Origin of the sequence: Nonlabens sp. Asnod3-A02, assembly GCF_045063755.1 — a bacterium.
Classification (GTDB): domain Bacteria; phylum Bacteroidota; class Bacteroidia; order Flavobacteriales; family Flavobacteriaceae; genus Nonlabens; species Nonlabens xylanidelens.
Map to the genome: position 1 here is coordinate 1,171,080 of NZ_JBEFOC010000007.1, position 26,756 is coordinate 1,197,835.

The window sequence follows — 26,756 nt, forward strand, 5'->3', positions numbered from 1 at the left end:
ATAGCTACTCACCTCCTACACATCAAAAATCTAACCTACTATAAGCATAATTACTCATAGTCCATAACCTTATTACCATGAAGAGCAAAGACACCGCACCCAAACAAGACGGAATAACTAGACATCCATTTCCTAATTCTACAAAAGTGTATGTACCAGGAAAAATCCATCCTCAAATCAAGGTTGCCATGCGAGAAATTGCATTGAGTGACACGATAGACTCGATGACCAAAAAGAAAACACCCAATGAACCAGTCACCGTTTACGACACTTCCGGTCCCTACACAGATCCTAATAAAGAAATCGATGTTCATAAAGGAATAGAAAGAATACGTGAACAATGGATTTTAGATAGAAACAACGTAGAGCAATTAGAAGAATTCTCATCAGAGTATTGCAACGCGCGTTTAAATGATAAAAGCCTGGATCACATGCGTTTCTCTTTATTAAAGAAACCATTAAGAGCCAAAAAAGGTGAAAACGTTACCCAATTGCATTATGCCAAAAAAGGCATCATTACTCCAGAGATGGAATATATCGCTATACGTGAAAACCAACGTATAGATGAGATGACCGAAATTAGAAAGCAGCACAAAGGAGAACATTTTGGCGCTTCTATTCCAGATAAAATTACTGCAGAATTTGTACGCTCTGAAGTAGCAAGAGGTCGTGCCGTAATCCCTTCTAACATCAACCATCCAGAGGCCGAACCTATGATACTAGGTAGAAACTTCTTAGTAAAAATCAATGCAAACATTGGTAATTCTGCCGTGACCTCTTCTATAGAAGAAGAAGTAGAAAAAGCCGTTTGGGCATGTCGCTGGGGTGCAGATAATATTATGGATTTATCTACCGGAGAAAACATCCATGAAACTCGAGAGTGGATTATCCGTAATTCTCCTGTTCCTATAGGTACTGTACCTATATATCAGGCACTTGAAAAAGTAAATGGAGTTGCCGAAAATCTAACTTGGGAAATTTTCCGTGATACACTAATAGAACAAGCTGAGCAAGGTGTGGATTATTTTACCATACATGCTGGTGTATTACTGCGTTACATTCCTATGACCGCAAAACGTGTTACCGGTATCGTCTCTCGTGGCGGTTCTATCATGGCAAAATGGTGCTTGGCACATCATAAAGAAAGTTTTTTATACACCCATTTTGAAGACATTTGTGAGATCTTAAAACAATATGATGTTGCCTTCTCTCTAGGAGATGGATTACGTCCAGGTTCTGTGGCAGATGCTAATGACGAAGCTCAATTTGCAGAATTAGAAACCCTAGGTGAGTTAACCCAAATTGCTCGCAAGCACGAGGTGCAGTGTTTTATAGAAGGTCCAGGCCACGTACCTATGCACATGATTAAGGAGAATATGGAAAAGCAAATTGAGGTTTGTGATGAGGCTCCATTTTACACTCTAGGTCCTTTAACCACAGACATCGCACCAGGTTACGATCACATTACTTCAGGTATCGGTGCTGCTATGATTGGTTGGTTTGGTTGTGCTATGTTGTGCTACGTCACACCAAAGGAACACTTAGGTTTACCTAATAAAGAAGACGTGCGTGTAGGTGTTGTTACCTATAAACTGGCTGCCCATGCTGCAGATTTAGCCAAAGGTCATCCAGGTTCTCAACACCGTGATAATGCATTAAGTAAAGCACGTTTTGAATTTAGATGGTACGATCAATTTAATCTAGGTCTTGATCCAGAACGCGCCCTTGAATATCACGATGAAACCCTACCTGCCGATGGTGCAAAGGTGGCGCATTTCTGTTCTATGTGCGGTCCTAAATTCTGTTCTATGAAAATATCTCAAGAGGTTAGAGATTTTGCTGCCGTTAATGATATCGTGGATAACGAGGTCATCGCTAGAGGAATGGAAGAAAAATCTAAAGAGTTTAAAGAAAAAGGATCTGAGGTATATCTATAATATTTTAAGGGAGTTCCCACGCTTTAAACTAAAAAGCGTGGGCGGGCTTTCCGTTATATCTTTTGCCAAAAAAGCAAAAGGATGCCACTGCAATCCCTAACTCAAATAACACTTCTTAACTATGATAATTCTTATTGCTCCAGAAAATGATATTTCAAACGAAATTGAAATATTGAACCAGTTGTTTGAAGAAGGTTTAATGTATTATCACCTGAGAAAACCAGCAAAAAATTACCAAGAACACGTTGCATACATAAATATGATTGATAAGGAGTATCACAACAGAATTGTAGTGCATAATCATCATGAATTGATCAATGAGTTTAACTTAAAGGGAATTCATTTTCAGGAACAGAAAAGAATAGATCATATCGATACTCCTAGTCAGTACTTTAAAAATTTGAGCCTTTATGGAAAAACGATAAGCTCTTCTTTTCATGAATCAGAGGTTTTAGAGGCCTGTAAGTTTGAATTTGATTATCATTTATTAAGTCCTGTTTTCTCTTCTATTTCAAAACAAGGTTATGAAGGCCGCGGTTTTAATGTGAATTCCATCGATAAAACCATCATAGGCATGGGCGGTATAAATACAGAAACCATAGAAGAAACTTTGCAGTTAGGTTTTAAAGGTATAGGTGTTTTGGGCGGCGTGTGGAATACCGAAAATCCATTAGAGAGTTTTAAAAGAATTAAAAAGCAATTTGAGAAATCAAGCTTAAAATAGATACACTGATTGCGTTAAGGATAGAACGGCATGTCTGAGCTCTTTTTGTGATTTTTCTTCACAAAAAAGCGAGTAGTGATAGCCTGGTCCTTTAGGGAACGCCGTAGTAAAAATTTAAGGGGAAACTATAAAATTAAAATGTTGAAAAATATAAAATACATACTTACCATAGCCGGCATAGATCCTTCTAGTGGTGCTGGTATCACCTCAGATATTAAGACATTTGAAACGCATAACTTGTATGGTCTATCTGTTTGTACGGCAGTAACTGTGCAAAATGATATTGAGTTTAAGAAATGTCTATGGATAGAGAAAAAAGATGTTTTAAACCAGTTAGGGACCTTATTAGAGCGTTTTAAAATTACCGCGGTTAAAATAGGAGTTATTGCCTCATGGGATCTTTTATTAGAGGTGCTTATCACCTTAAGAAAGTACAATCCTGAAATTAAAATTGTACTAGATCCTATTTTAAAAGCAAGTGCTGGTTTTACTTTTCATAGTTCTCAAAATCTAAATGTTTTTGAAAAAGTTCTAGAACACTGCGATTTTATAACTCCTAATTATGAAGAAATACAGGAAATATTTCCAGATAAATCGATCGAGGATACTATAAAAGTTATGGTTCAAAAGACAAATATCTATTTAAAAGGTGGTCATAGAATGGATAAAAAAGGTTGGGATGAAGTGTATTATGATGTAGATAAAAAGCTGGTCCTACCTCCTATTTCTACTGGAGTTGTTTTTGAGAAACATGGTAGCGGTTGTGTTTTATCATCTGCTCTTGCGTCCTATTTATCACAAGGTTTATCAATAGAAGAAGCCTGTACGAACACTAAACGATACATAGAACAATTTTTAACTTCTAACGAGACTTTATTAGGTACTCATAATTATGAAAATTCATGATCGATACATTACAATATATCACGCAAGGTATTGCACCGCAAGATCATGTAGAAAATATACGTAAAGCATGTTTAAATGGTATTACCTGGGTGCAATTGCGTATAAAAAATACAGATTATAGAACTGTTTTAAAAACAGCAATAGAAGCTAGAAAAATCACTAATGAATTTGGGGTTAAATTGATCATAAACGATCATTATAAAATCGCAAAAGAGGTACAAGCAGACGGCGTACATCTAGGTAAAACAGATACTTGTCCACTAATAGCACGTCAGTATTTAGGTAATGATTTTATCATAGGTGGTACAGCAAATACTCTAGAAGACTGCCGTATCCTTCTAGATAAAAAAGTGGATTATATAGGTTTAGGACCTTATCAGTTTACAGAAACTAAAAGGAATTTAAGTCCAATTCTAGGTGTTAAGGGTTATCGAGATATAGTTAAAGAATTGAAAACCAAAACACCTATAATCGCTATAGGTGGTATTGCTATTAATGATGTAGCTCCTATTCTAAAAACTGGTGTTTATGGTATAGCTGTTTCTGGAGTGATAACGAGTAACATGTCTAGTATAAAAGAGTTTCAAGATGTTTTAAAGGCCACGTATTTACCAGAATAAACGTGCGAATAGAAAGTCAAAATTTTAAAAAGAAAAAATGAACAACCTACTAAAGATTGCCGATAAAGAATTTAGTTCTCGTTTATTTACAGGAACAGGAAAATTTAGCTCTTCACAAATAATGAAAGAGGCATTACTAGCTTCTCAAAGTGAATTGATAACCGTTGCTTTAAAAAGAGTCGATGTTCAAAATGAAAATGACGATATTCTATCTCATTTAAATCATAAACATATCAACTTACTGCCTAACACATCTGGAGTTAGAACTGCCAAAGAAGCCATTTTTGCTGCAAAATTATCTAAAGAAGCGTTAGGAACAAATTGGGTGAAATTAGAAATACATCCAGATCCAAGATATTTATTACCAGACCCTATAGAAACATTAAAAGCGGCAGAAGAATTAGTAAAGTTAGGTTTTGTCGTGATGCCTTACATTCATGCAGATCCTGTTTTATGTAAACGTCTAGAAGATGTAGGTGTGCAATGTGTCATGCCTCTAGGTGCTCCTATAGGAAGCAATAAAGGATTAAAAACTCAAGATTTTCTAGAGATAATTATAGAACAATCTAATGTGCCGGTAATAATTGATGCTGGTATAGGCGCACCATCACACGCAGCATATGCGATGGAATTAGGCGCAGATGCTGTTCTAGTAAACACAGCGATTGCAGTATCTCAAGATCCAATTAAAATGGCTGTGGCTTTTAAAATGGCGGTTGAAGCTGGTAGAATGGCATACGAAGCAAAGCTGGCACCTATAAGTAAAAAGGCTGCTGCAAGTAGTCCATTAACTAATTTCTTAAATTAAAGTATGAGTCATTTTAAAGATTTATTTGACACCTATAATTGGGATATTACTCTAAAGAACATTTATGATAAAACGGCTCTAGAGGTGAGCGCTGCTTTATCAAAAGATAAACTGGATATGGAAGATTTTAAAGCACTACTTTCTCCAGCCGCACAACCTTTTATTGAAGAGATGGCACAAAAAAGCCAACTCTTAACTAAAAAACGTTTTGGCAATACCATGCAAATGTACGTGCCTATGTATCTAAGTAATGAGTGTCAAAATATCTGTACCTATTGCGGATTTAGTATGACTAACAAAATACCTAGAAGGACGTTAACCGATGCTGAAATTTTAAAAGAAGTAGCTTTTCTAAAAGCAAAAGGCTACGATCACATTTTATTGGTTACTGGAGAAGCAAATAGAACTGTAGGTGTTGAGTATTTAAAGAATGCTATTCAATTGATACGTGCTCAATTTTCAAATATTACTATTGAAGTGCAACCTTTAGATCAAGATGAATATGAGTTGTTGGTAGAAAATGGGCTGTATGCAGTGCTCGTATATCAAGAGACTTATCACAGAGAGGAGTATAAAAAACACCATCCCAAAGGGAGAAAATCTAATTTTGATTATCGATTAGACACTCCAGACAGATTAGGGAAAGCTGGTATTCATAAAATAGGATTGGGTGCTTTATTTGGTCTAGAGGACTGGCGTGCCGATAGTTTTTTTACCGCTTTACATTTAAAATATTTACAGAAAACTTATTGGAAAACGAAGTACTCGATTTCTTTTCCAAGATTGCGACCACATTCTGGTGGTTTAGAACCTAAAGTAGAAATGACAGATGCCGATTTAGTCCAATTAATATGTGCTTTTAGACTCTTTGATGAAGATATAGAGTTATCCATGTCTACCAGAGAAAGTGAGCTGTTTAGAGATCATATCGTAGAACTAGGTATTACATCTATTAGTGCAGAATCTAAGACCAATCCTGGTGGTTATTCTGTAGAGCCGCAATCATTAGAACAATTTGAAATATCTGATGAAAGAAGTACAGAAGAAATCGTTTCTATGCTTAAAAGTAAAGACCTAGAAGTGGTATGGAAAGATTGGGAACACTTTGAAAACGCATCAACATCATGAGTCTAACTAGAGAAGAGAGGAAACAATACGACCGTCACATATTACTTGATGAAATAGGCGAAAAAGGACAGCTGAAATTAAAAAAAGCGAGAGTCTTAGTCATAGGTGCTGGTGGATTAGGTTGTCCAGTTCTACAATACCTAACGGCTGCAGGAGTCGGAACCATAGGTGTAATAGACGATGATGTGATAGAACAAAGCAATCTACAACGTCAGATTTTATATACTATAGATGATATTGGGAAATCTAAGGCAGCAACAGCAATAAAGCGTTTATCAAGGTTAAATCCGTTTATTAATTTCCATCTATTTCCAGAAAAATTGAATTCAAAAAATGCGATTGAATTATTTAATGATTATGACATTATTGTAGATGGCAGTGATAATTTCCCCACTCGTTATCTTGCTAACGATGCAGCTGTAATAACTAACAAACCTCTAGTTTATGGAGCTATTTTTAAATTTGAAGGTCAAGTAAGTGTATTCAATTATAAAGGCAGTGCAACATATAGGTGTTTATATCCAACATCACCTGATCCAAAAGATTCACCTAATTGCTCAGAAATAGGTGTTCTAGGTGTGCTACCTGGAATTATAGGTAGTTTACAAGCCAATGAAGTTATTAAGATGGTGTGCGGCATAGGTAACGTGTTATCTAACCAACTATTAACCTATAATATGCTCACCATGCAACAAATGGTATTGGCTTATAAAAAGAACACTTCTATAGAAATCAATGAATTAAATCCTGATTATAATTATGCTTGCGGTATAAAAGTCGATGATTATGGGATTACTAAAAATCAATTAAAAGCACTTCATGAAAATTATGATTTATTAGATGTAAGAGAACTTCATGAAAGAGAATTACATCATATAGGCGGTCACCATATACCATTAAGTGAGTTAGAAAAAAGAAGTTCAGAAATAACTACTGATCGAGACCTCGTAGTGTATTGTAAATCTGGAATACGCAGTAAAAAAGCCATTCAAATACTGAAACAAATTGGGTTTAAAAACACATTGTTTTACCTGAACGACTCTATATTTTAATTAATTGATTTAAAAATGATTAAGAGACATTGAGTAAACTAGTTATTCATATAAATAATTATCTCAAATCATTTAACCATCTTGGGATTAAAGATGGTTTAAGAATTCATAAAATCAATAATATCTTGCTCTATAATTTGTGGGTTTGCACCTTCACTACTTGCGACTAACGCTCCTACTGCACAAGCATAATTAATAGCTTCTTGTGGTAGATTTTCTTTAAGTAACTTACTGATTAAAGTTGCCAAAAAGGAATCTCCAGCACCTACGGTATCCACGACTTCTACTTGATAACCACTGTTATAATAGAAGCTATCATTATAATATAAAATAGCACCGTGACGTCCTTTTGTAACACAAATAGTTTTTGTGTCGGTAAAGTCTGCAATGAATTTAATATTCTGTTCTAAAGAGTGCGTTTTTGAGTCGAGCAACTCTCCTATTTCAAAAATCTCATCATCATTAAATTTAATAAAATCTGCTTGTTCCATTAAATGAATTAAAACCTCTTTTGTATAATACGGCTCTCTCAGGTTCACATCAAATATTTTATACGAAGCTATTTTTAAAAGCTCGTATAAAGTATGTCTAGACGTTTCATCTCTTGCAGCCAAACTACCGTAGATAAAAGCATCGGCGTTTTCGGTCAGTTTCTCGTTTTCTTCAGTCAACTGGATTTTATCCCAAGCTCTAGGATACATAATATCGTAAGAAGCAGAACCTTTCTGGTTAAGCATAACCTTTACTTTTCCAGTTTTTAACTCCTTATGGACTTGAATATGATCAGCATTCACACCTTGTTCTACTGTGTATTCTTTTATTTCGCTACCTTTTTTATCATCTCCTATACTGCTGATAACAGAAACTGAATTACCTAAAGATTGTAAACGCAAGGCAACGTTTAAGGGAGCTCCACCTATTTTTTTGTGTGTAGGAAAAACGTCCCAAAGCACTTCACCATAACAAACTATATTCTTCATTTCCATCTGTTTAATTCTTAGCGTTTAAGTTGATCACAGATTGCTCTACTCCATTCTTTGTAATATCTTGATATGCTTTTGTAAATGCATCTTTAAAAATAGTAGAAGAAGATAAATTTCCAAAAATAGACTCTAGCGTTAAAAAGCTAGCAGGCTCTATAACAGAAGCAACAGCTTTTTCATGAAGCTGTGATTTCATCGCATCCTTTATTACTAATTCCTTCCCATTTTCATCCTTACCTAGACTATAAATAGCCCATGCTGCTACTACAAAAGCTGCAAGCTCTACCGATCCTTTTTCAACCAACTGTGCTTTTACAGTTGGTAAAATGAAGATGGGAAACTTTGCTGAACTCTCTGAACAAATACGATCGATTTGATCTTTAATGTTGATATTTCCAAAGCGTTCTATTAACGAGTCTTTATATTCTTTTAAATTAATCCCTTCTAGATCACCTAATGTAGGAGTCACCTCTATATCCATATAGTTATGCAAAAATGTACTGATATTAGAGTTCGAAACAGACTCATCTATGGTATCATATCCTATCAATGCTCCCAGAATCCCTAACACAGAATGTCCTGCATTAAGCAAACTCAATTTCATTTTTTCGTATGGTTCTACATTTTCTACAAATTGCGCACCTACAGTCTCCCATGCCGGTCTACCTTCTATAAAATCATCTTCTATGACCCATTGCTTAAAAGGTTCACAAACTACAGGCCATGCATCTTGTACTCCTGTGGTTTCTTTTAAATTAGTAATATCACTAGCAGCTGTTGCAGGAGTAATTCTATCTACCATTGCATTAGGGAAAGATACGTGACACTCTATCCAGTCTACTAACTCTGGAACTGCTTTAGCCACATAACTCAATAACATTCTTTTAGTCATGTGACCATTTCCTTGAATATTATCACATGACTGAATAGTACAACCTTTTAAACCACGCTCTTTTCTTAATTTTAATGCTTGTGTTAAATAACCAAATATTGTTTTAGGAGCATCAGGATTCTCTAAATCATGTTGTATGGATGGAGTACTAAAATCAAATTCTTTGGTAGCCTCATTATAATTATAACCACCTTCTGTAATGGTCAATGATATAATTTTAACCTCTGGACTGGCCATTTTTTCTATTACAGCAAGCGTATTCTCTGGTGCATATAGATATTCTACTATAGAGCCTATAACTCTAGTAGTTTGTGTACCATCTAGTTCTTTAACTATTAATGTGTAAAGTCCATTTTGATTCTTTAAGGTTTGATAAATTTTAGTATCAAATTCTAGTAATGCAATTCCGCAAATTCCCCATTCAGAAGATGAAGGATCATGCAATAATTGATCTGTATAAAAAGCTTCATGAGATCTGTGAAAACCACCTATACCTACATGTACAATCCCTGTTTTAACCTTTGTTCTATCGTATGTCGGTACGGCGATACTTTCTGAAATTTTTGAAAGGTTCACTGTATTAAGTTGATAATTTTTCATCTGAATAGTTTAATTATTTGCTTTCAAATCTTTGAAGTAAAACGGCAAATATGATAATCGCTCCTTTTACCACTTGTTGAGGATAAGAAGGAACATTTAATAGGTTAAGAATATTACTGATAAGTCCTAAAATTAGAACTCCCATAAGCGTATTTATAGCAGTACCTCTACCACCATTTAAGCTAGCACCACCTATAACTACTGCCGCAATAGCATCTAGCTCCCAAGACATTCCCATATTAGGAGATCCTAAATTTGTTCTAGAAGCAACTATAATAGCAGCTGTCGCAGCTAGCGCTCCAGATATAGCATAAACTAAAAACTTATATTTATTTACCTTAATACCTGATAATCGAGAAGCCTCTTCATTACTACCTATAGCTATGATCAAACGACCAAAAACATTATAACGAAGCATCACCATAGCAGCGATAACGATTAGAAAAAATACAATCGCAATATTAGGTACTCCTAACGTAGAATTGTTTGCAAAGTCAGACATAAAAACACCACCTGCCGTTTTAAAAGTTACTGGTGATCCTTTAGAATAAATAAAACCTAAACCTCTAGCTATAGTCATTAACGCTAGTGTGGCTACAAAAGGAGCCATTTTTTGATAGGCGACTAGATAACCTGAAATACTACCTAAACTAAAACCAATAACTATGGTTAGTAATATAGCTAGTGGCAAGACGACTAGATTAACCAATATGGCAAAAGTTACTGCCAGCAATGCGACCAGCGAGCCTACAGATAAATCAATACCACCAGTAAGAATTACGATTAACATACCGATACTAATAATACCTATTCCAGATACTTGCTTGAGTAAATTAGTAATATTTGCCGATGTGAAGAACACATCAGAAATTAATGCTGAAAATATAACGAGTAAAATAAAAATGAATACCGTATTATATTTGACTAAAAACTTAAGAATCCCACCAGGACTGCTCAGTTGTTCTTTTAATGTTAAAGCCATAACGTGAATTTTATATAGTTTGAGTTTGTTGTTTTAATCGTTTACCTATAGAGTAACGCAGTATATTTTCTTCTGTAAATTGGTCTTTTTGTAGCTCTCCATAAATAGTACCTTGATGCATCACTAGAATACGGTCTGAGATCCCCATAATCTCTGGCATGTCAGACGATATAACCACTACTCCTACTCCTTTTTTTGCCACTTCATTGATGAGATTATAGATTTCGATTTTTGCTCCGACATCTACACCACGAGTAGGCTCATCTATAAATATCACTTTACTATCGATACTCAGCCATTTTGCTAATGCCACTTTTTGTTGATTTCCACCACTTAAATTTTTAACGTTAACCTCAGAACTTGGTGTTTTAATGTTTAATTTTTCAATAAGGCCTAATACCTTTTTGTACTCGTTTTCTACATTAATAAAACCTAATTTACCAGAGATAGATTTAAAGCTCGTGACGCTTATATTACGTCTTATAGAAAGCGGTAAAAACACTCCTTCTTCCTTTCTATCTTCTGATACAAAACCTATTTGAAAAGCTGCAGCATCAACTGGAGATTTAGTTTTAATCTCTTTACCGTCTAGGATTAATGTTCCTGATTTCTTTTTATCTGCTCCAAAAATTAATTTTGCAGTTTCTGTTCTCCCACTACCACCTAAACCAGCAATTCCTAACACTTCTCCAGGTCGTACACAAAAAGAAACATCATGTACAATAGTATCTCTAGCTGTTAGGTTTTTAACTTGAAAAACAGGCTCGGTTCCTATTTCTACATTTCTAGCAGGAAATAAATCTTTTAAATCACGTCCTATCATTAATCTGATAATACCATCTGTATCGGTCTCTGATATAGGCATACTTCCTGTATCTACTCCATCTCTAAGAACTGTGACAGAGTCTGCTATTTTGATAATTTCGTCTAGATGGTGTGATATGTAAATGATAGAAATTCCTTTCTCTTTTAATCTAAACAGATTATCAAATAACTTTTTAGTATCGGTAGGATCAAATACCGTTGTTGGTTCGTCTAACACCAGTACTTTAGTGTCTTCTGAAAGTGCTTTTGCAATCTCGACCACTTGCTTTTGCACAATGCTTAGATCTCTCACTTTCGCGGAAGCGTCAATAGTAAAGCCTAATGAATCTAATAACTCTTGGGCATCTCTAGTAATCTTATCCCAATTCATCCAGAATTTGCTAGCACCTAGTTTGTGTAAATAAACATTTTCTGCTACCGAGAGATCGTTTACAAGAGATAGCTCTTGATAGACCACACTTATTCCTAAAACCTGACCTTCATGAGTATTTTTAGGATTAATCTCTTGTCCATTTAAACGTACCGTACCGGTATCCTTGTGATGGACACCACTCAAAATCTTGATCAATGTCGATTTACCAGCGCCATTCTCTCCTAGTAAAGCATGGATCTCTCCTGGCTTTACTTTTAAATTCACATCTTTAAGAACAGACACCACACCAAAACTTTTTGATATTCCTGTCATTTCTAGACGATAGTCGTTTTCTGAATTTTTCATAACCATACTAGTTAGACATTAAAATAATGCATTGGGATTATAGTACTGCGCTGCATTTTCTTTGGTAATGAGCAATGGAACAGTAAAAGATTTTTTAGGGAAATCTCTTTTACCGTTCATGTATTCCATTGCGTATTTTACAGAGTTGATACCTATTTGAACTGGACTATTCATAGCTGTACAACCATAAAAGTCCGTTTCCATGATGTATTTAATGGCTTCTTTCTGACCATCTGCACCAGCAACTATTAGAATATCATCTGTTTTACCTGCTTGGGCTATAGCTTTTATGGCACCTAGAACACAAACATCTGATTCTGTTATTACTACGTTTACATCTGGATGAGCAACGAGAATGTCTTCCATAGCTTTTAAACCACCTGCATAAGACCATTCTGTATAAGCTTGTGTCTTTATATTAAGATCTATTTTACCTTGTGTTCTCAGTTGCTCTTCTGTAATACCTTGTAACAAGCCTTGTTTACGTGTTCTCCCTACTGGGTTACCAGCGTTACCACTCAATAAAGCAATGTTCATTTCTTTATTTCTCATTTCCTTTGCCAGCCACTCTCCAGCCAGTTCACCATTTGCTAGATTATTGGATTGTATGGTAGTTACAACGTTTGCGCTATCGTCTATAGAACTATCTATAATAAACACAGGTATTCCAGCTTTAGTAGCGATGTTAGTGATACCTACCAGTGCATCAGGATCTTTTGGGTTTAACAACAAAGCGTCTACACCTTTGGTAATAAGATCTTCGACAGCAGCTATTTGTTTAGTAATATCGTCCTGACCGTCGGCAGATAAGAATATCATTCCATTCTTCTCTGTAGTAGATTTAATACTTTGTAACAACGCCTGATAATATGGAGCATTTAAAGATGGTGTACAATAGCCTATTTTCTTACCTGTTAGATCCAGCTCACTATCAAAAATATCTCCTGTAGATTCCTGACTACTTGAATCTGTTGTGGTACCTGCATCTAGATGTTCTACACAGCTAGAAAAAGTCGTACAAAAAACGACCAATACTGCTGGTAAAAACAAGCTCTTAAAAGCAGACTTTAAGTTTATATTTTTCATGATTTAAATATTTGAATAAATAATAAATTCTTAGTATAAATTAATGATTTTCATTTTATTACTATAAATATAAGGACTATTTCACACTTTAAAACAGCGTGATATCCAGTTGTAAAACAGTTCTTTCTTGCTCAGGATTCCACATAGCTGTTACTGCCACAGGCACTTGATATTCTAGTACAGAAAACCTCTTGCTGTAGGTTGCTCCTACATTAATAATATTACCAGAACTCTCTGTGTAGAATGTTTTATCTGTAAAGAAAGACCAGGCACCACCAGCAAAAACAGATAAGTCAGCTGTCTCATTTTGCCATACTTTACTACTTACCTCAAAGTATTGCGTCCACGAGTTCTTTAAATTACCATCTTCTTCTATCTCAAAATCTCCAGAACCACCATTTATAATAGTGGCTAGATATAATAAGGTATTAGGAGTTACATTATAACCGAAGTTGACATCTACAAAGTTGTACCCTTGCGTTCTATCATAACTCCAGTAACTTAATTCATCACCACGTTCTTCTACACCAGTATAGTTATTATGAGAAACAGCCTCTATAAAAAACCGATCAGAAAAACGGTATTTGGTATAAATAGAAAATTCTCTATAATAAGCACTTTCATTCTCTCCAGTAGTAATGTTCTCTACATCTACAGAAGAAAAACTCGCTCCACCCCAAACACCAAATGTAAATTTCTTATTTCTAGTATTGTATTCTAGACTCGTAGCAAACAGCGCACCTGGATGTACGACAAATCCATGCCAGGTATGCATGTTCTTTAAATGACCACTTATACTAAAAGGTTCATAACTGTCCATCTCATTATCTACCGTACTCATTTCTTTTTCTACCACTTCATTCTCTACGGTAGTAACATCTTGTGCTTGTACATTAAACCCTCCTGCAAACAACATCATGCTTATAGAAACTAGAATAAAAGACCTTTTATAAAAGGATTGTTTTTTACACGCTTTCGTTTCCATCAATTGATTATTATCTAACATAATTAAGCTTTTTAATGAGACATGTTTTATAAACGTCTTTTTTACGTTTGTTTTTCAAATGTATTACAATAAATGGATTAAACACTATAATATTTAAATATTTGTATAGTATTTTATCACATAACTGCGTTATATTGATAAAACAGAGCGTAAAATGACAAAATCGTAAATAAAAAATTACCGTTTAAATGACGTTTAATAGTGTTTCAAAAAAGATAATGTATATATTGCAATCACTTAGTCTTATAAATAACTTAAGAATATGAACCCAAAAAAAATAGATAACATATCGGTAGATTGTGTTGTTTTCGGCTATGATATAAATGCAAAATCATTAAACGTCTTATTGATTAAGCGTTATCTAGAATCAAAAACTACACAAGAGGTTCTTGTAAACGATCATGTTCTTACCGGTTACCATGTACATAAAGAAGAGACACTCGACCAGACCGCAACACGTGTTCTTAAAGAATTAACTGGACTTACAGACCAGTATAAAAAGCAATTTAAAGCATTTGGTAATCCAGATCGTTTAACTAGTAAGAAAGACTTGTTATGGATAGAAAACGAAGGTTTTAACTCTAGAACTATAACCATAGCCTATTATTTTCTATTAAAAACTGAAGATGTAGATCTAGATAACAACATTAACAGTGCTAACTGGTTTCCTGTTACAGCATTGCCAGAACTAGGTTTTGACCATGAAAAGATAATTCTAGAAGCCTATAAAGACCTTAAAGTAAAATGCCTGTCAGAGCCTATTATCTTTAAATTATTACCAGATAAATTTACTATCAACGAGGTACAAGACCTCTACCAGTCTATATTAGGTATAGAAATAGACAACCGTAATTTCAGAAGAAAACTCATCAATAAAAAGTACATTATCGCACTAGATGAAAAACAAGTAGGTGTTTCTAAAAAACCAGCTCAACTTTACATGTTCAGTAAAGATGTCTATGATAAGGTATTTGAAAAAAATTACTTGATCAGCATTTAAAAACGAGTTATTAACACGCTTTTGTTATCATTTATTTAATCTTTTAACTTTTAAAAATATAAGGGCGCTGTAAATCTTTTATTTTTGTTTATTCCAAATAAGCACTAAACAGCCCATAATGATCCCCAAACTACATTACCGTTCTCAAGCCAGTTCTACCATAGACCACCTACAAAACATTCAAAAAGCATGTAGCTGTGGTGTAGAATTAGTACAACTGGACTTAGATCACATACCTGTAAAAGATCATTTGAACCTGGCCGAAGAGGTTATAAAAATAACCGCACATTTTCAAACCAGGCTAGTCATAAAGACCCATTATAAAATTGCACACGAGATTAAGGCAGACGGTATTTTTCTAGAACCTCAAGACCACAGCATTGAACATGCTAGAAAACATCTCTATACATGGCAAACGATAGGCGCTACAGCGCATACCTTGCAAGACTGTGAAAACCTTATATCTAAAGATGTAGATTACATCGCATTAGGACCATATAAAGCTATAAACGACTCTACTATAACACCTTTAGGAATAAATGGGTATACTGCAATAGTAGACGCATTAGAAACCTCTACTCCTATTCTAGGTTACGGTAACGTCACCACAGAAGATGTAAACGATATACTTGAGACAGGAGTCTCTGGATTATTAGTTGCACAAGGTTTACATGCCGATTTTAACAGCATTAAAAAATTCAACCAACTCTTAGGAGCATCTGTGGTAGAGGAAATGCGCCATTCTTTTAAATAATTACTTCATACTCAAAGTACACAACATAGTTTTAAAAAGGTAATACCTTCTATGTATAGAATAAGGTAGTTAATAACCTGCCTAGTAATGACTACCCATTTAATGACTTACTATTTTTACTATTAAGTAATAATCAGTAACTCATTAAATGTGCACTTCATTTATTTCATTTTATACCCATTAAAACAGCCGTATCCATTAACTTTGAATAGAAGATGAAATCCGTTGGGTTTTATGATTTTACCTTAAAAGCAGATCTTATGAAAAATAGTATTTTTATTATAGGCATCCTGATACTTTGCGCCAGTTGTTCTACCTCAAAAATGACCACTGCCTCATGGAAATCAGACGGTTTTGACAACCAGACCATCGATAAGATATTAGTATATGCTAATACCGATGACCAGAAACTGCAAAAAGAATTTGAAGACCAAACCGCCCAAATTCTAATCAAAGAAGGCATTTTTACCTATAAAATGCACGATATCTTTCCAGACATCGTCTATAAAGAAGTAAGAACCCAAGAAGAAATAGCTGCCTTTGTAGAAGACTGCAAAGAAAAACAAATCAGTAAAATTCTTTTTGCGACAAAAAAATCACAGACCGTAGATACCGTAATGAGTAAATCACTACACAATTACATGAACGGTTTACATACATTAAGTCTAGAGCGTTATAATGACGATGAGCCAGAGTACGACACAAAACAAGTAACTACCTATGTCATAGAAGCTGCGGTTTATGATATTAATGAACCGTCACAAAATGCTCCCATTGCAACCACCAGCGTTACCGCAACAGACCCAAAATCTTTAGATAAAATAAAAGACCAATTACTTAAATCTATTAAACAACTCTTTAATAAGTAAACCAGTCCCCCTTTTTCCATTTACTTAAAGCAATAGAACCCCTATATTTCTATGGGCGTTTCCCTAAAAAGGGTCCCGCTTTCCACTATATCTTTTGTTTTAAAAAGAAAAACAAAAGGATGCCGTTGCAATCGGTAACGCGAGTAGAAAAAAAGCAATCTATACACTAGATAGTAGATCTTATATAACCAGCAAAGTACCATAAAAATGAGCGACACCTTACCCATTAGTATAGACACTATAGTAGTAAAAGATCTCGATGGTAACGTGGTAGATCTCATGCAAGAGCACAAAAACCAAGTGCAGTTATTACTTATCTATAACAATGACTGTCTAGGCTGCACAGGTCGCGCCATACCACTCGCCTATGAGTTTCAACTGCAATATCCCAGTATACAAGTAGCCGCTATACACAGCGATTTTAAAAAACGCGAGGGAAACAAAGAAAACATAAAAAGCATATTTACCACCGGCCAGATTCCCTTCCCTATTTACATAGACCAACACCACAAAGTCTACGACCAGTTTAAAGCAGAAGGCACACCACAGTGGTTATTAATTACCAAAACTGGTGATTTGTTCCGTTCTGTATTTGGATCACAGGATAACGCTAAGAACCGTTTGTTTTATGCATTGGAGAGTTTGGTGGGTTAACCCTTACGGTTTCCCGCAATAAAGCCAGATATTTTTCCCTCTTTCGCGAAAGCGGAACTGTAGAGAACAAAGAACTTTTAAAATTTTAAAATCTCTAAACTGCTAGAAGCAAACGACCTAAAGGGACTTGATTCAATTTGTGAATATCTATTCGGTTTTTTAAAGATTTGGGTTGTTGTGCTAGGGTATATTTGGCACCCATAAAAACAAAAAAGATGAGCGCAACCTGGTACGAATGTAAAGTGAAATATAGAAAATTTGATGAAGCGTCAGGAACACAAAAGATAAAGACAGAACCGTTTCTAGTAGATGCGATTTCTTATACAGAGGCTGAGAGTAGAATCACTCATGAAATGGCGGCTTACCTGCCAGAGAGTGAAGAGATTAAGATTACTAATATTAAGGTGGCAAACTTTGCAGAGATCCACCCTTTTGAGAATACGGATAGATGGTTCAAGTCGCGTGTGTCTCTTATCGCCTTTGACGAAGAAAGCGGCAAGGAACGTAAGACTAATTTATATTTACTAGTGCAAGCTAACGATGTAAAAGAGGCTTATGACAACACGGTAAGCACGATGGCAGACACGATGGGAGAATACACGATTCCTGCAATTTCAGAATCGCCTATTATGGATGTATTTCCATATTTTACTGGAGAAGAGAATGATATGGAGCGTTTAAAGGCTTTTGTCGCATTAAAAGATTCTACTCCAGAACCGGTAGGAATTATCGATGCACAACTGGACCATGATGATGTTCTCGCTGCTGCCGAAGAGGAATAACTTATTCTATTTAAAATAGTATACCACATATGTAATTACAGTATTATATAAATTACTGATGTTTAAAATCCCTTAGAAATGAAAGAATCATTTTTAAGGGATTTTTTTTATGTAATTAGATCTTAAACACTCCATTATCAGGATAAGATAATCGTGATTTAATAGAGTCGCTATAAATAACCTTGTTAAAGAATGTGCTATCTATTTTATGATGCCTAATTTTGTACACTCTTTGAGGTTTTAGCGTTTTTATACCCTACGCTAGAATTATTAAAAACAGCCTTATTATGTATGCAAAACACTTTTTATACGATTATCTAATTGAGATGGGCATGTCGGTCACTTATGCTAGATATATCAATATGATCGCGCTACTTATCGCTTTATTGATAGTAGCATTACTCGTAGATTATATAGTGAAAAGAATTATTGTAAATCTGTTTACCCAGTTTACAATTAAGACTAAAACAAAGTTTGATAATTTCTTGGTTACTAACAAAGTACCCAAAAATGTGGCGCACATTATACCGCTTATTCTTGGTCTAGAGTTTATACCAGTAGTCTTTGCCGATTTTCCATATTTTGAGAATATGGTAGAAAAGGGTTTTAAGGTTTTTGCCATAATTCTTACCCTATGGATTGCACGTAGTTTATTGAGTGCACTCAAGGATTATTTTAAAACACTATCTAGATTAAAGGATAAACCTATAGATAGCTACATACAGGTATTTATGATTTTTGCTTGGGTAATCGGTATATTTTCTGCTTTTGCGATTATCACTGGTATAGAATTCATAAAATTCATGACCACACTGGGTGCGGCGTCTGCTATAATCATACTTGTTTTTAGAGATACGATATTAGGTTTTGTAGCCAGTATACAGGTTTCTATTAATGATATGGTGCGTATAAGCGACTGGATTACTTTTGAAAAATACGGTGCAGACGGTACGGTGGTAGAGATTAATCTATCTACGGTAAAGGTGCAAAACTTTGATAAAACCATTACTACTATTCCTACTTATGCGCTCATATCTGACTCGTTTAAAAACTGGCGAGGCATGGAAAACTCTCCTGGTAGACGTATAAAAAGAGCCTTAAACATTAAGTTAGATAGCATCACTTATCTATCTAAAGATGAAGTAGATACCTTAAAAAAAATCGACCTCATTTCTAGCTATGTAGAAAAGCGCCAGGCAGCTATCGATAGCTATAATGAGAAAAATAATATCAATAAAGAACTTCCCTTGAATGGACGTAATATGACTAACATAGGCGTTTTTAGAAAATACATAGAGACCTATATTGAGAACCATTCTGGTATCAATAAAGACATGATGATTATGGTGCGACAGCTCGCTCCTACTAGTCAGGGCATGCCGCTAGAGATCTATGCCTTCAGTAGTGATAAGAGATGGGAAAACTATGAATACATCATGGCAGACATCTTTGACCATACCATTGCAGCTGTTCCTTATTTTAATCTAGAACTCTTTGAAGAACCGAGTAATTCTAGTTTTAAGAATCTCAAACCGCTTTCTTAATTACAGTATAGCATATAGATTTTTGTGTGTTCCGCTTTCGCGAAAGCGGAATTTACATTCCCACACCTAGACTTTATTACATCATTTTGATAATTCTTAAAATGATGGCTGTATAGATTCTTACTTCTAGCATCACTCCTTTTCCATAATTTACTTGTCAGCACGCCACTAATATCTTGCTATAAGCTTATTTTAACATAATAGACCTCTTATTATAAAAGTTATGATAAACCCATGTTGAGATATTGTTAAACGGTATTCTTACGGCGTTCTTGTTGCCTATCTTTAAGAAAAGACAAGATATTATGAAAAAGGAAACCACAAAAACAGAAAAAGAATTAACCTACAATCCAGAAATAACGCAGCACGATAAAGATCTATTAAATCAGGACAATGCTAACTTGCACAGCGATAATAATGCAGACCAGCAACTCATCGATAGAAAAGAAAAAGTAGATTTTACAGGTGGTGATCTAGATATACCTGGTAGAACTGCAGCCCAAAAAAGCAACGGTACACCAGCCTTAAATGATGAGGAGAACAAATTACACAGTCAGGGCGGTGACCGTCATAATAATCTAGAAAGAGATGACGCTGCTAGATAGTAAACGTCCCTAATTTTTAAATAAAAAAAGCTTTCTACAGAGAACTGTTAGAAAGCTTTTTTTATGCATTCGTATTAGAGCTATCTATACTATACTTAGTTTTTAATAAGGTCAAATGATAATTTAATACCTTGAATAATCATACCTGTACCTATTATCGCGATAATAAGTCCCATAATTTTACCAATTACAGATATTACGTTATTTCCTACTATTCTCACAATTAGATCACTCAATTTAAAGGTGAAATAAGTAAGCAAACTCATAAAACCAAAAATAGCGATCACTAAAATAATTTGTAACATCTCAACTTTAGACACAAAATTCATCGCGGTAACGATAGTACCGGGACCTGCAAGAATAGGAATAGCAAGTGGTGATACGGCTATGTTCTCATCTATGTTTACATTATCAATGCTTTTTACACTAGACTGCTTAGACTGCAGCATGTCAAAACCTATGAAGAATATCAAAATACCACCAGTAATTTTAAAGGCAGGAATACTGATGTTGAACAATTCAAAAATAAATTTACCTAGAAGAACAAACACGGTCACAATAATAAAAGCAATGATGTTTGCTCTTCTATTAATGTCGAGTTTTGTTTTTTTATCTGCTCCTTGAGTAAGCGATAAAAAAACGGTCATGTTAGATATAGGATTAGTTATCGCAAAAAAACCTGTAAATACAGTGATACAAAAGGTTATCATGTTATCCATACTATTAAATCTTAATTATTTCATGTCGTAAATACGAGGCGGCAATATTAGATATATTACCGCTAACTATAACACAATTAAGAGTTTATAATGCATTTTATGATATCAATTCAATTTACCTATTTTACTTGAAGATACCACAATTTAAGAAGGAGTTTTAAGCCAATTCTTTCATTATTTCTGAAAATAACTCATAAGATCTTATTCGGTCATTTGTGTCATAAATATTAGTGACAGCAATTAACTCATCTACCCCAGTTTTTTCAATAAAGTCTTTTACTTGTGCTTTAACTTTACTCTTACTACCTATAAAAGAATACTTCAACATTTGATGTACTTGAGGATGTTTTAATAACTCTCTAAATTCATCATTCATCTCTGTACCAGGTTGTACATAATCACGGTTACCAGTGAAGATTCCTACTATCATGCGTATTAATGAGGTGGACATTCTTTCTGCTTCTTCGTCAGTGTCTGCTATAATAATGTTGACACCTGCCATTACATAAGGTTTTTCTAGATCTTGTGATGGTGTAAACTCATTGCGATAGATCTGTATAGCCTCCATTAAATGAGTTGTAGCAAAATGACTTGCAAATGCATATGGCAACCCTTTTCTAGCCGCAAGGTGTGCACTGTCTGTACTAGAACCGAGTATATAAATAGGTACGTCTACGCCTTCGGCAACGGTAGCTCTTACTTGCGCAGTGGCATTTTCTTTAGAAAAATAAGTTTGTATTTTTTCTAATTCGGCTGGAAAAGAGTGCGCTGCCTGCATGAAATCAGATCGTATAGCTTGTGCGGTTTCTCTATCGGTACCTGGTGCTCTACCCAGTCCTAGATCTATACGATTAGGATATAAAGATGCTAGCGTGCCGAATTGCTCTGCAACGATAAGTGGCGAGTGATTGGGCAACATGATACCTCCAGAACCTATGCGCAAAGTATTGGTACTTTGTGCTACATACCCTATCAATATAGATGTGGCACTACTAGCAATATTAGAAGCATTATGATGCTCTGCCAGCCAGTAGCGCGTATAACCGTACAATTCTGCATGTTGAGCCAGTCTCAAAGCATTGTTATAGGTTTCTTTAAGTGTATGACCTTGAGAAACTAATGCCAGGTCTAGAATGGAATATAAAACAGGTTTTGTATTCATAAAATATAAGTTGCTCAGTGATCAACTATCCAGTAAAAGAAATATTGTAATGTATCTATAAAACTAAAATCATTCTTATAAGATGTATAAGCAAAATTAGGATTTCCAACTTACAATTTCTTCTAGTTCTCTTCTAGTTTTTGGGTGTTCTGGATCTGCTTTTCTATAACCGAATGCAGTCATAAATGACAAGCCATATTTATTGATATCTACACCAAATTTATCTTGTAATAAAGCCTCTGCTTTTTCTTGATGAAAACCTTCTATAGGACAAGAATCGATACCGATCAATGCTGCAGCAGTCATCATGTTACCTAATGCGATATAAGTCTGTTTTGACGACCAGTCGAATAATTTCTTATCTGTATTAAGGTTAAAATCACGTTCTTGAAATTCTCTATAAAACTTAGAATACATCTCCATCACATCTTCTGGCAGTTGCTTAACATCTTTCATCATACGTGTGATATAATCTGCATCATGTTTTATCATAGGTGCTTTCATACTTAGTCCTAAAACAAAATGACTAGCCGTATCTAATTTTAAAGGAGCACCCCAAGCCACAGGTTTTAATAATTCACGTAGCTCTTTATTTTGGACAACTATAAAATGCCATGGTTCAAAACCAAACGAACTAGGTGATAGTTGTGCGGTTTTAAGAATAAACTCCATATCTTCATTAGATATTATTTTAGAAGCATCAAATTCTTTTGTTGCATGTCTATAACGGAATGCGTTGAGTATTTCTTCTTTTGAAATGTTAGGTGTGTTCATGAATTTAAAATTTGCTATTTACACAGGCACAAAGATATTAGTACCAACAAGCTTAATTAAGGTATTAATAAAGGATATATAGGTACAAATCAAGGTTAATTACCTATATCATAGATAACCATAGAGGGAATTGATTAAATTTGATCAAAATACCAGATAAATGAATGTTATAGAAACATATAAACCTTTTGAAATACAAGAAATAGAATTAACAGAATGGAAGCCTCGCCCTGTTAAAAATAATTTCTTTGAACTGGTACTTATAAAATCTGGAGAAGGCACCCAATGCATTAATTACAACCTTTCACCTTATCATAAAAACAGCCTGTTTCTATTACCACCTTTAAAATGCCATTCTTTTACGGTAGAGAAACCTACCACATTTGTCTTTTTAAAATTTACAGATTCCTTTTTCAAGGATATAGGGAAAATTAATATTGATAGAAATGAATGGTTTAAAGAAGCATCTTTTATTCTATCTAATTATAATCAGTTGCCAGGTGATATAATTAAAGACGAAATAGATAGAAAACATCTCGAGAGTATTGTACAAATTATACTAGCCGAGTCGAGAAACTATGGATCTACTTCTATTAACCTAATAACTAGTTTAATGACTAGTATACTAGAAATTTTAATAAGAAATATAAAAAAAGGAACTTACAGCGAAGTTTCAGATAACACTACAGATCAAAGAATCACAAAAATGCTTAACTACATCAATGAGAACATTGATAAAACAGAACTTTTAAAAGTTGATCACCTCGCTAGTGTATTTATGATGTCACCTACCTATGTTAGTGAGTATTTTAAAAAACAAGTAAATATGTCCTTAAGAGAATATATTATTAAAGCAAAACTCAAACTTGTAGAGATACGTCTTCTTAACTCTAACTTTACACTTACTCAAATAGCAGATGATCTAGGTTTTACAGACATAAGCCATTTATCAAAAACCTTTAAACGTTATACAGGTATATCTATAAGAGAATTTAAAAGAAATGGCGAGTATATGTTGTTAAAACGAGCTCGATGTACTGGTTAAAAGACCTTTAAAAAAATCTATCTTATTAAATTTCAATAAATTACAATTTTCCTGTAAATATTAAAAAAACCATATACAGAAATGGAAGTATGCTCAGGAATATCCAGAATGATTGCTTAGACAGCTTACGTTTATACCTATTCATTAACAAGCCTGTATTAACTAGTGACCAGAATACGGTAGCAAAAAGTATGATTATAGAAATAAGGTTTAATTTACCGTAGGTAAGAGTCCCCTCATAAGAAGGAGCTATATATCCACACACTGTACCCACAGATAAAATTAGTAGGATAAGAAGGGTAAGTTTCTTGAAAATATTAAGATTTTGAAACCAAGTCATTTATTAAATAAGTTAATTTAAAGATAAGTTTTGTTTAACAAAAGGTAAAAATATTTCATTCTTTTGAGAACATTTTACGGTTTCCCTCATTTAACAAAAAACTAGTTAAAAAACATCAAAATTCACCTTTCAACGTCTAATAATTTGTTAAAACGACCTGTGACACTTCTTTGAGTATGTAGAAATAAGTAAGAATTGACAAAATTCCCATCACAAAAATAGAATGACTTAAAAAAAAACGAGAACCTATTACTAGATTCTCGTTTTCTAAAAAATATGTTTTGGAAAAACTACTCTCCTGGCATAGGTACTACAACACCATTTTCTGGTTGTGCATAGAATGCAGCTGGAGTTTCTACAAACTCAACATTTGTAATAGATGCTACACCTATCTCATTAGTATAACCTTCTTCTTTACTCCAGTTACGGAAAGACCATTTAGACGCAAATGGCACACCATCTACAACAGTAAGTTCTTCATATTTTGCAAAATGAGGTTCTTCTTCTGCAGCTTCAACACCTTTTCCATAACTAACAATGTATGCAACACCGTCAAGTACGTTTGTTTTAGGATCTTTATATACCACATACCAGTCTTCTGACGTGTCTCCTACTCCATTCTCAAAAGATAATCTAGAAGTTGGATATTGTGTATCTCCATAAGTAAGCATTTCTTCACTAGACCACTGTGTACCTGGATCATTTAATTTATATGGCATTGCAAAGAAATAAGACCATGTGAAAATGTGAAATCTTGTCATAGGATTTGCAGCTAGCTCTTCATTACTTGCATACACCTTATCACCATCAAAAACGATTACACTACCGTCTTTGTTATCTATGCGTACCATAGAACCATCTGTCTTTTGAGTAATTTTACCATCTAATAAAGTATTACCACCAAAGGCAACCGTAAAATCATAAGCTACCGCATCATTAGATAGAAAAGCTTCTTTCTTATGTGCTATTTCTATACTGTTAGTAAACGTTGTGATTTCTGATTGTGCTTCTGGCATCTCTGTAGTTGCAGCAGGTGCTTCAACCATTTCTTTTACCTCTTTTTCTTCTTTACAACTAGTAAGAATGCTTATAGCCGCTAGTAGGAATAAAACTTTTTTCATGGATATTATGTATTTGATTTATTTAAGAATACAAAAGACTAAGTTATTTGTCACATAATGAGCTATTAGGCTGTTAAACTTGTGCTAAGAAATATAGGCCGCTATATGCATCTTAAATTTGGTCAACTGTATCAAAAAACTATCTTCGCGGCATGTGGATGTATTTAGGTCTTTTGGCCGCTTTATTTTTAGGCTTACATAACTTATGTAAGAAGCATGCCGTACAAGGAAATGAGGTTTTCCCTGTGTTATTAGGCACCATAACAGCTGGGTTTCTTTTTATAGTACCGTTTTATATAGGTTCTATTTTCTATCCAGATATTACTAGAGAACTAGGTTTTTATATAGAAACTATTCCATGGACCACGCACGGTTTTATACTTATAAAATCTATGATCATGGCATCTTCCTGGATACTCGCTTACCAGGCATTAAAACACTTACCACTTACCATAGTCACTCCTATACGCTCTGCAGGACCATTTTTCACCTTTATAGGTGCTATTGTTATTTATAAAGAAGCACCTAACAACTGGCAGTGGTTGGGCTTTTTTATGATTATTCTATCGGTGATTATGTATTCACAAATAGGTAAAAAAGAAGGCATACATTTTAAAAGTAACAAATGGATTTTTGCCATAATAGGCGCTACTTTTCTAGGTGCATCTAGTGGTTTATATGATAAATTCCTGATTCAGGGGCTTTTACTTAATCCGCAAACGTTGCAATTCTGGTTCTGTTTTTACACCATATTAATATTGCTGGTTATATTATCCATAACGTGGTTTCCATATGCTAGTAAAAGAAAAGCTTTCAAATTTCGCTGGACCATTCCTGCAGTAGGAATCCTATTACAAACAGCAGACTACTTCTACTTTAAAGCACTTCAAGATCCAGAGGCTTTGATCATGTTATTAAGTGCCATAAAACGCAGTCAGATAATCATAGCTGTTGTTTTGGGAGGTATTTTATTTAAAGAAAAGAACAAACGCAAAAAACTGATTCCTCTAGCGGGCATCATGATAGGTGTGTTTTTGATTTTGTATTCTTAGAGTTAGATAAAAGTTCCGCTTTCGCGAAAGCGTACACCATCACCATTATTTCTAAGCAAATACTGAGA

General features: G+C 34.5%; 28 protein-coding genes. 16 read left to right on the forward strand and 12 right to left on the reverse strand.

The window, feature by feature from the left end:
* Nucleotides 1–77: 77 nt before the first annotated feature.
* The 7 genes from thiC to moeB all read left to right on the forward strand — a co-directional run bounded on the left by thiC (nucleotide 78) and on the right by moeB (nucleotide 7,175).
* Nucleotides 78–1,937, forward strand: coding sequence for a phosphomethylpyrimidine synthase ThiC (gene thiC, locus ACJJVN_RS08720; RefSeq protein ID WP_405377839.1), 1,860 nt, complete (start codon nucleotides 78–80; stop codon nucleotides 1,935–1,937).
* A 121-nt stretch (nucleotides 1,938–2,058) separates the two neighbouring features.
* Nucleotides 2,059–2,661 carry a thiamine phosphate synthase gene (locus ACJJVN_RS08725; RefSeq protein ID WP_405368524.1) on the forward strand — a complete coding sequence of 201 codons (603 nt, stop codon included), beginning with the start codon at nucleotides 2,059–2,061 and terminating at the stop codon, nucleotides 2,659–2,661.
* Nucleotides 2,662–2,802: 141 nt separating this feature from the next.
* On the forward strand, nucleotides 2,803–3,567 hold the full coding sequence (locus ACJJVN_RS08730; RefSeq protein WP_405377840.1) for a hydroxymethylpyrimidine/phosphomethylpyrimidine kinase: 765 nt from the start codon (nucleotides 2,803–2,805) through the stop codon (nucleotides 3,565–3,567).
* Nucleotides 3,564–4,187 carry a thiamine phosphate synthase gene (gene thiE / locus ACJJVN_RS08735; RefSeq protein WP_405377841.1) on the forward strand — a complete coding sequence of 208 codons (624 nt, stop codon included), beginning with the start codon at nucleotides 3,564–3,566 and terminating at the stop codon, nucleotides 4,185–4,187. Before ACJJVN_RS08730 ends, thiE begins: the two co-directional genes overlap by 4 nt.
* 37 nt (nucleotides 4,188–4,224) lie before the next feature.
* Entirely contained in the window at nucleotides 4,225–4,995 is a 771-nt protein-coding gene (locus ACJJVN_RS08740; RefSeq protein WP_405377842.1) for a thiazole synthase, read from the forward strand.
* A 3-nt stretch (nucleotides 4,996–4,998) separates the two neighbouring features.
* The gene (thiH, locus tag ACJJVN_RS08745) at nucleotides 4,999–6,123 is read left to right on the forward strand and encodes a 2-iminoacetate synthase ThiH (RefSeq protein ID WP_405377843.1); all 1,125 of its coding nucleotides are present in this window, start codon (nucleotides 4,999–5,001) and stop codon (nucleotides 6,121–6,123) included.
* Nucleotides 6,120–7,175 carry a molybdopterin-synthase adenylyltransferase MoeB gene (moeB, locus tag ACJJVN_RS08750; RefSeq protein ID WP_405377844.1) on the forward strand — a complete coding sequence of 352 codons (1,056 nt, stop codon included), beginning with the start codon at nucleotides 6,120–6,122 and terminating at the stop codon, nucleotides 7,173–7,175. Before thiH ends, moeB begins: the two co-directional genes overlap by 4 nt.
* Nucleotides 7,176–7,273: 98 nt before the next feature.
* On the opposite strand, the gene ACJJVN_RS08755 is transcribed toward moeB, so the two are convergent.
* From ACJJVN_RS08755 to ACJJVN_RS08780, 6 genes are all read right to left on the reverse strand, one after another.
* On the reverse strand, nucleotides 7,274–8,155 hold the full coding sequence (locus tag ACJJVN_RS08755) for a carbohydrate kinase (RefSeq protein ID WP_405377845.1): 882 nt from the start codon (nucleotides 8,153–8,155) through the stop codon (nucleotides 7,274–7,276).
* 10 nt (nucleotides 8,156–8,165) lie between these two features.
* Nucleotides 8,166–9,650 carry a mannitol dehydrogenase family protein gene (locus tag ACJJVN_RS08760; RefSeq protein WP_405377846.1) on the reverse strand — a complete coding sequence of 495 codons (1,485 nt, stop codon included), beginning with the start codon at nucleotides 9,648–9,650 and terminating at the stop codon, nucleotides 8,166–8,168.
* Nucleotides 9,651–9,663: 13 nt separating this feature from the next.
* Complete coding sequence (locus tag ACJJVN_RS08765; RefSeq protein WP_104514862.1) at nucleotides 9,664–10,632, reverse strand: ABC transporter permease; 969 nt, start codon at nucleotides 10,630–10,632, stop codon at nucleotides 9,664–9,666.
* Nucleotides 10,633–10,642: 10 nt separating this feature from the next.
* Nucleotides 10,643–12,175 (reverse strand): sugar ABC transporter ATP-binding protein, encoded by a 1,533-nt coding sequence (locus tag ACJJVN_RS08770; RefSeq protein WP_104514863.1) that lies wholly within the window; start codon nucleotides 12,173–12,175, stop codon nucleotides 10,643–10,645.
* A gap of 18 nt (nucleotides 12,176–12,193) precedes the next feature.
* Nucleotides 12,194–13,261: a substrate-binding domain-containing protein gene (locus tag ACJJVN_RS08775; RefSeq protein WP_405368540.1), complete on the reverse strand. Its 1,068-nt coding sequence runs from the start codon at nucleotides 13,259–13,261 to the stop codon at nucleotides 12,194–12,196.
* An 88-nt stretch (nucleotides 13,262–13,349) separates the two neighbouring features.
* Nucleotides 13,350–14,267: a hypothetical protein gene (locus ACJJVN_RS08780; protein WP_405377847.1), complete on the reverse strand. Its 918-nt coding sequence runs from the start codon at nucleotides 14,265–14,267 to the stop codon at nucleotides 13,350–13,352.
* A 262-nt stretch (nucleotides 14,268–14,529) separates the two neighbouring features.
* Between ACJJVN_RS08780 and ACJJVN_RS08785 the strand changes: the two genes are divergently transcribed.
* The 6 genes from ACJJVN_RS08785 to ACJJVN_RS08810 all read left to right on the forward strand — a co-directional run bounded on the left by ACJJVN_RS08785 (nucleotide 14,530) and on the right by ACJJVN_RS08810 (nucleotide 19,870).
* Complete coding sequence (locus ACJJVN_RS08785; RefSeq protein ID WP_405377848.1) at nucleotides 14,530–15,267, forward strand: NrtR DNA-binding winged helix domain-containing protein; 738 nt, start codon at nucleotides 14,530–14,532, stop codon at nucleotides 15,265–15,267.
* Nucleotides 15,268–15,385: 118 nt separating this feature from the next.
* Complete coding sequence (locus tag ACJJVN_RS08790) at nucleotides 15,386–16,021, forward strand: thiamine phosphate synthase (protein ID WP_405377849.1); 636 nt, start codon at nucleotides 15,386–15,388, stop codon at nucleotides 16,019–16,021.
* Nucleotides 16,022–16,281: 260 nt separating this feature from the next.
* Complete coding sequence (locus ACJJVN_RS08795) at nucleotides 16,282–16,890, forward strand: hypothetical protein (protein WP_405377850.1); 609 nt, start codon at nucleotides 16,282–16,284, stop codon at nucleotides 16,888–16,890.
* Nucleotides 16,891–17,097: 207 nt separating this feature from the next.
* Complete coding sequence (locus ACJJVN_RS08800; RefSeq protein WP_405377851.1) at nucleotides 17,098–17,544, forward strand: TlpA family protein disulfide reductase; 447 nt, start codon at nucleotides 17,098–17,100, stop codon at nucleotides 17,542–17,544.
* 215 nt (nucleotides 17,545–17,759) lie between these two features.
* Nucleotides 17,760–18,326, forward strand: a complete 567-nt coding sequence (locus ACJJVN_RS08805) for a DUF4494 domain-containing protein (protein ID WP_104514870.1) — start codon at nucleotides 17,760–17,762, stop codon at nucleotides 18,324–18,326.
* Nucleotides 18,327–18,613: 287 nt separating this feature from the next.
* Nucleotides 18,614–19,870 carry a mechanosensitive ion channel family protein gene (locus ACJJVN_RS08810; protein ID WP_405377852.1) on the forward strand — a complete coding sequence of 419 codons (1,257 nt, stop codon included), beginning with the start codon at nucleotides 18,614–18,616 and terminating at the stop codon, nucleotides 19,868–19,870.
* Here the strand turns inward: ACJJVN_RS08810 and ACJJVN_RS08815 are convergent.
* Entirely contained in the window at nucleotides 19,867–20,034 is a 168-nt protein-coding gene (locus ACJJVN_RS08815; protein WP_405377853.1) for a hypothetical protein, read from the reverse strand. The genes ACJJVN_RS08810 and ACJJVN_RS08815 overlap by 4 nt on opposite strands.
* A gap of 141 nt (nucleotides 20,035–20,175) precedes the next feature.
* Between ACJJVN_RS08815 and ACJJVN_RS08820 the strand changes: the two genes are divergently transcribed.
* Nucleotides 20,176–20,475, forward strand: coding sequence for a hypothetical protein (locus ACJJVN_RS08820; protein WP_405377854.1), 300 nt, complete (start codon nucleotides 20,176–20,178; stop codon nucleotides 20,473–20,475).
* 95 nt (nucleotides 20,476–20,570) lie between these two features.
* Here the strand turns inward: ACJJVN_RS08820 and ACJJVN_RS08825 are convergent, their stop codons facing one another.
* From ACJJVN_RS08825 to ACJJVN_RS08835, 3 genes are all read right to left on the reverse strand, one after another.
* Nucleotides 20,571–21,194 carry a MarC family protein gene (locus ACJJVN_RS08825; protein WP_405368553.1) on the reverse strand — a complete coding sequence of 208 codons (624 nt, stop codon included), beginning with the start codon at nucleotides 21,192–21,194 and terminating at the stop codon, nucleotides 20,571–20,573.
* A gap of 157 nt (nucleotides 21,195–21,351) precedes the next feature.
* Nucleotides 21,352–22,356, reverse strand: a complete 1,005-nt coding sequence (locus ACJJVN_RS08830) for an LLM class flavin-dependent oxidoreductase (RefSeq protein ID WP_405377855.1) — start codon at nucleotides 22,354–22,356, stop codon at nucleotides 21,352–21,354.
* A 96-nt stretch (nucleotides 22,357–22,452) separates the two neighbouring features.
* On the reverse strand, nucleotides 22,453–23,130 hold the full coding sequence (locus tag ACJJVN_RS08835) for an NAD(P)H-dependent oxidoreductase (RefSeq protein ID WP_405377856.1): 678 nt from the start codon (nucleotides 23,128–23,130) through the stop codon (nucleotides 22,453–22,455).
* A gap of 160 nt (nucleotides 23,131–23,290) precedes the next feature.
* On the opposite strand from ACJJVN_RS08835, the gene ACJJVN_RS08840 reads away from it, so the two are divergent.
* Nucleotides 23,291–24,175, forward strand: coding sequence for an AraC family transcriptional regulator (locus tag ACJJVN_RS08840; protein ID WP_104514876.1), 885 nt, complete (start codon nucleotides 23,291–23,293; stop codon nucleotides 24,173–24,175).
* Nucleotides 24,176–24,215: 40 nt separating this feature from the next.
* Here ACJJVN_RS08840 and ACJJVN_RS08845 read toward each other — a convergent pair whose 3' ends face one another.
* Entirely contained in the window at nucleotides 24,216–24,515 is a 300-nt protein-coding gene (locus ACJJVN_RS08845) for a hypothetical protein (RefSeq protein WP_104514877.1), read from the reverse strand.
* Between the two features lie 290 nt (nucleotides 24,516–24,805).
* A complete protein-coding gene (locus ACJJVN_RS08850; protein ID WP_405377857.1) occupies nucleotides 24,806–25,636 on the reverse strand; it encodes a DUF6503 family protein in 831 nt (276 codons plus the stop codon).
* Nucleotides 25,637–25,788: 152 nt separating this feature from the next.
* Here ACJJVN_RS08850 and ACJJVN_RS08855 point away from each other — a divergent pair, with 152 nt between their 5' ends.
* Nucleotides 25,789–26,688: an EamA family transporter gene (locus tag ACJJVN_RS08855; protein WP_405377858.1), complete on the forward strand. Its 900-nt coding sequence runs from the start codon at nucleotides 25,789–25,791 to the stop codon at nucleotides 26,686–26,688.
* The last annotated feature ends 68 nt before the right edge of the window (nucleotides 26,689–26,756 follow it).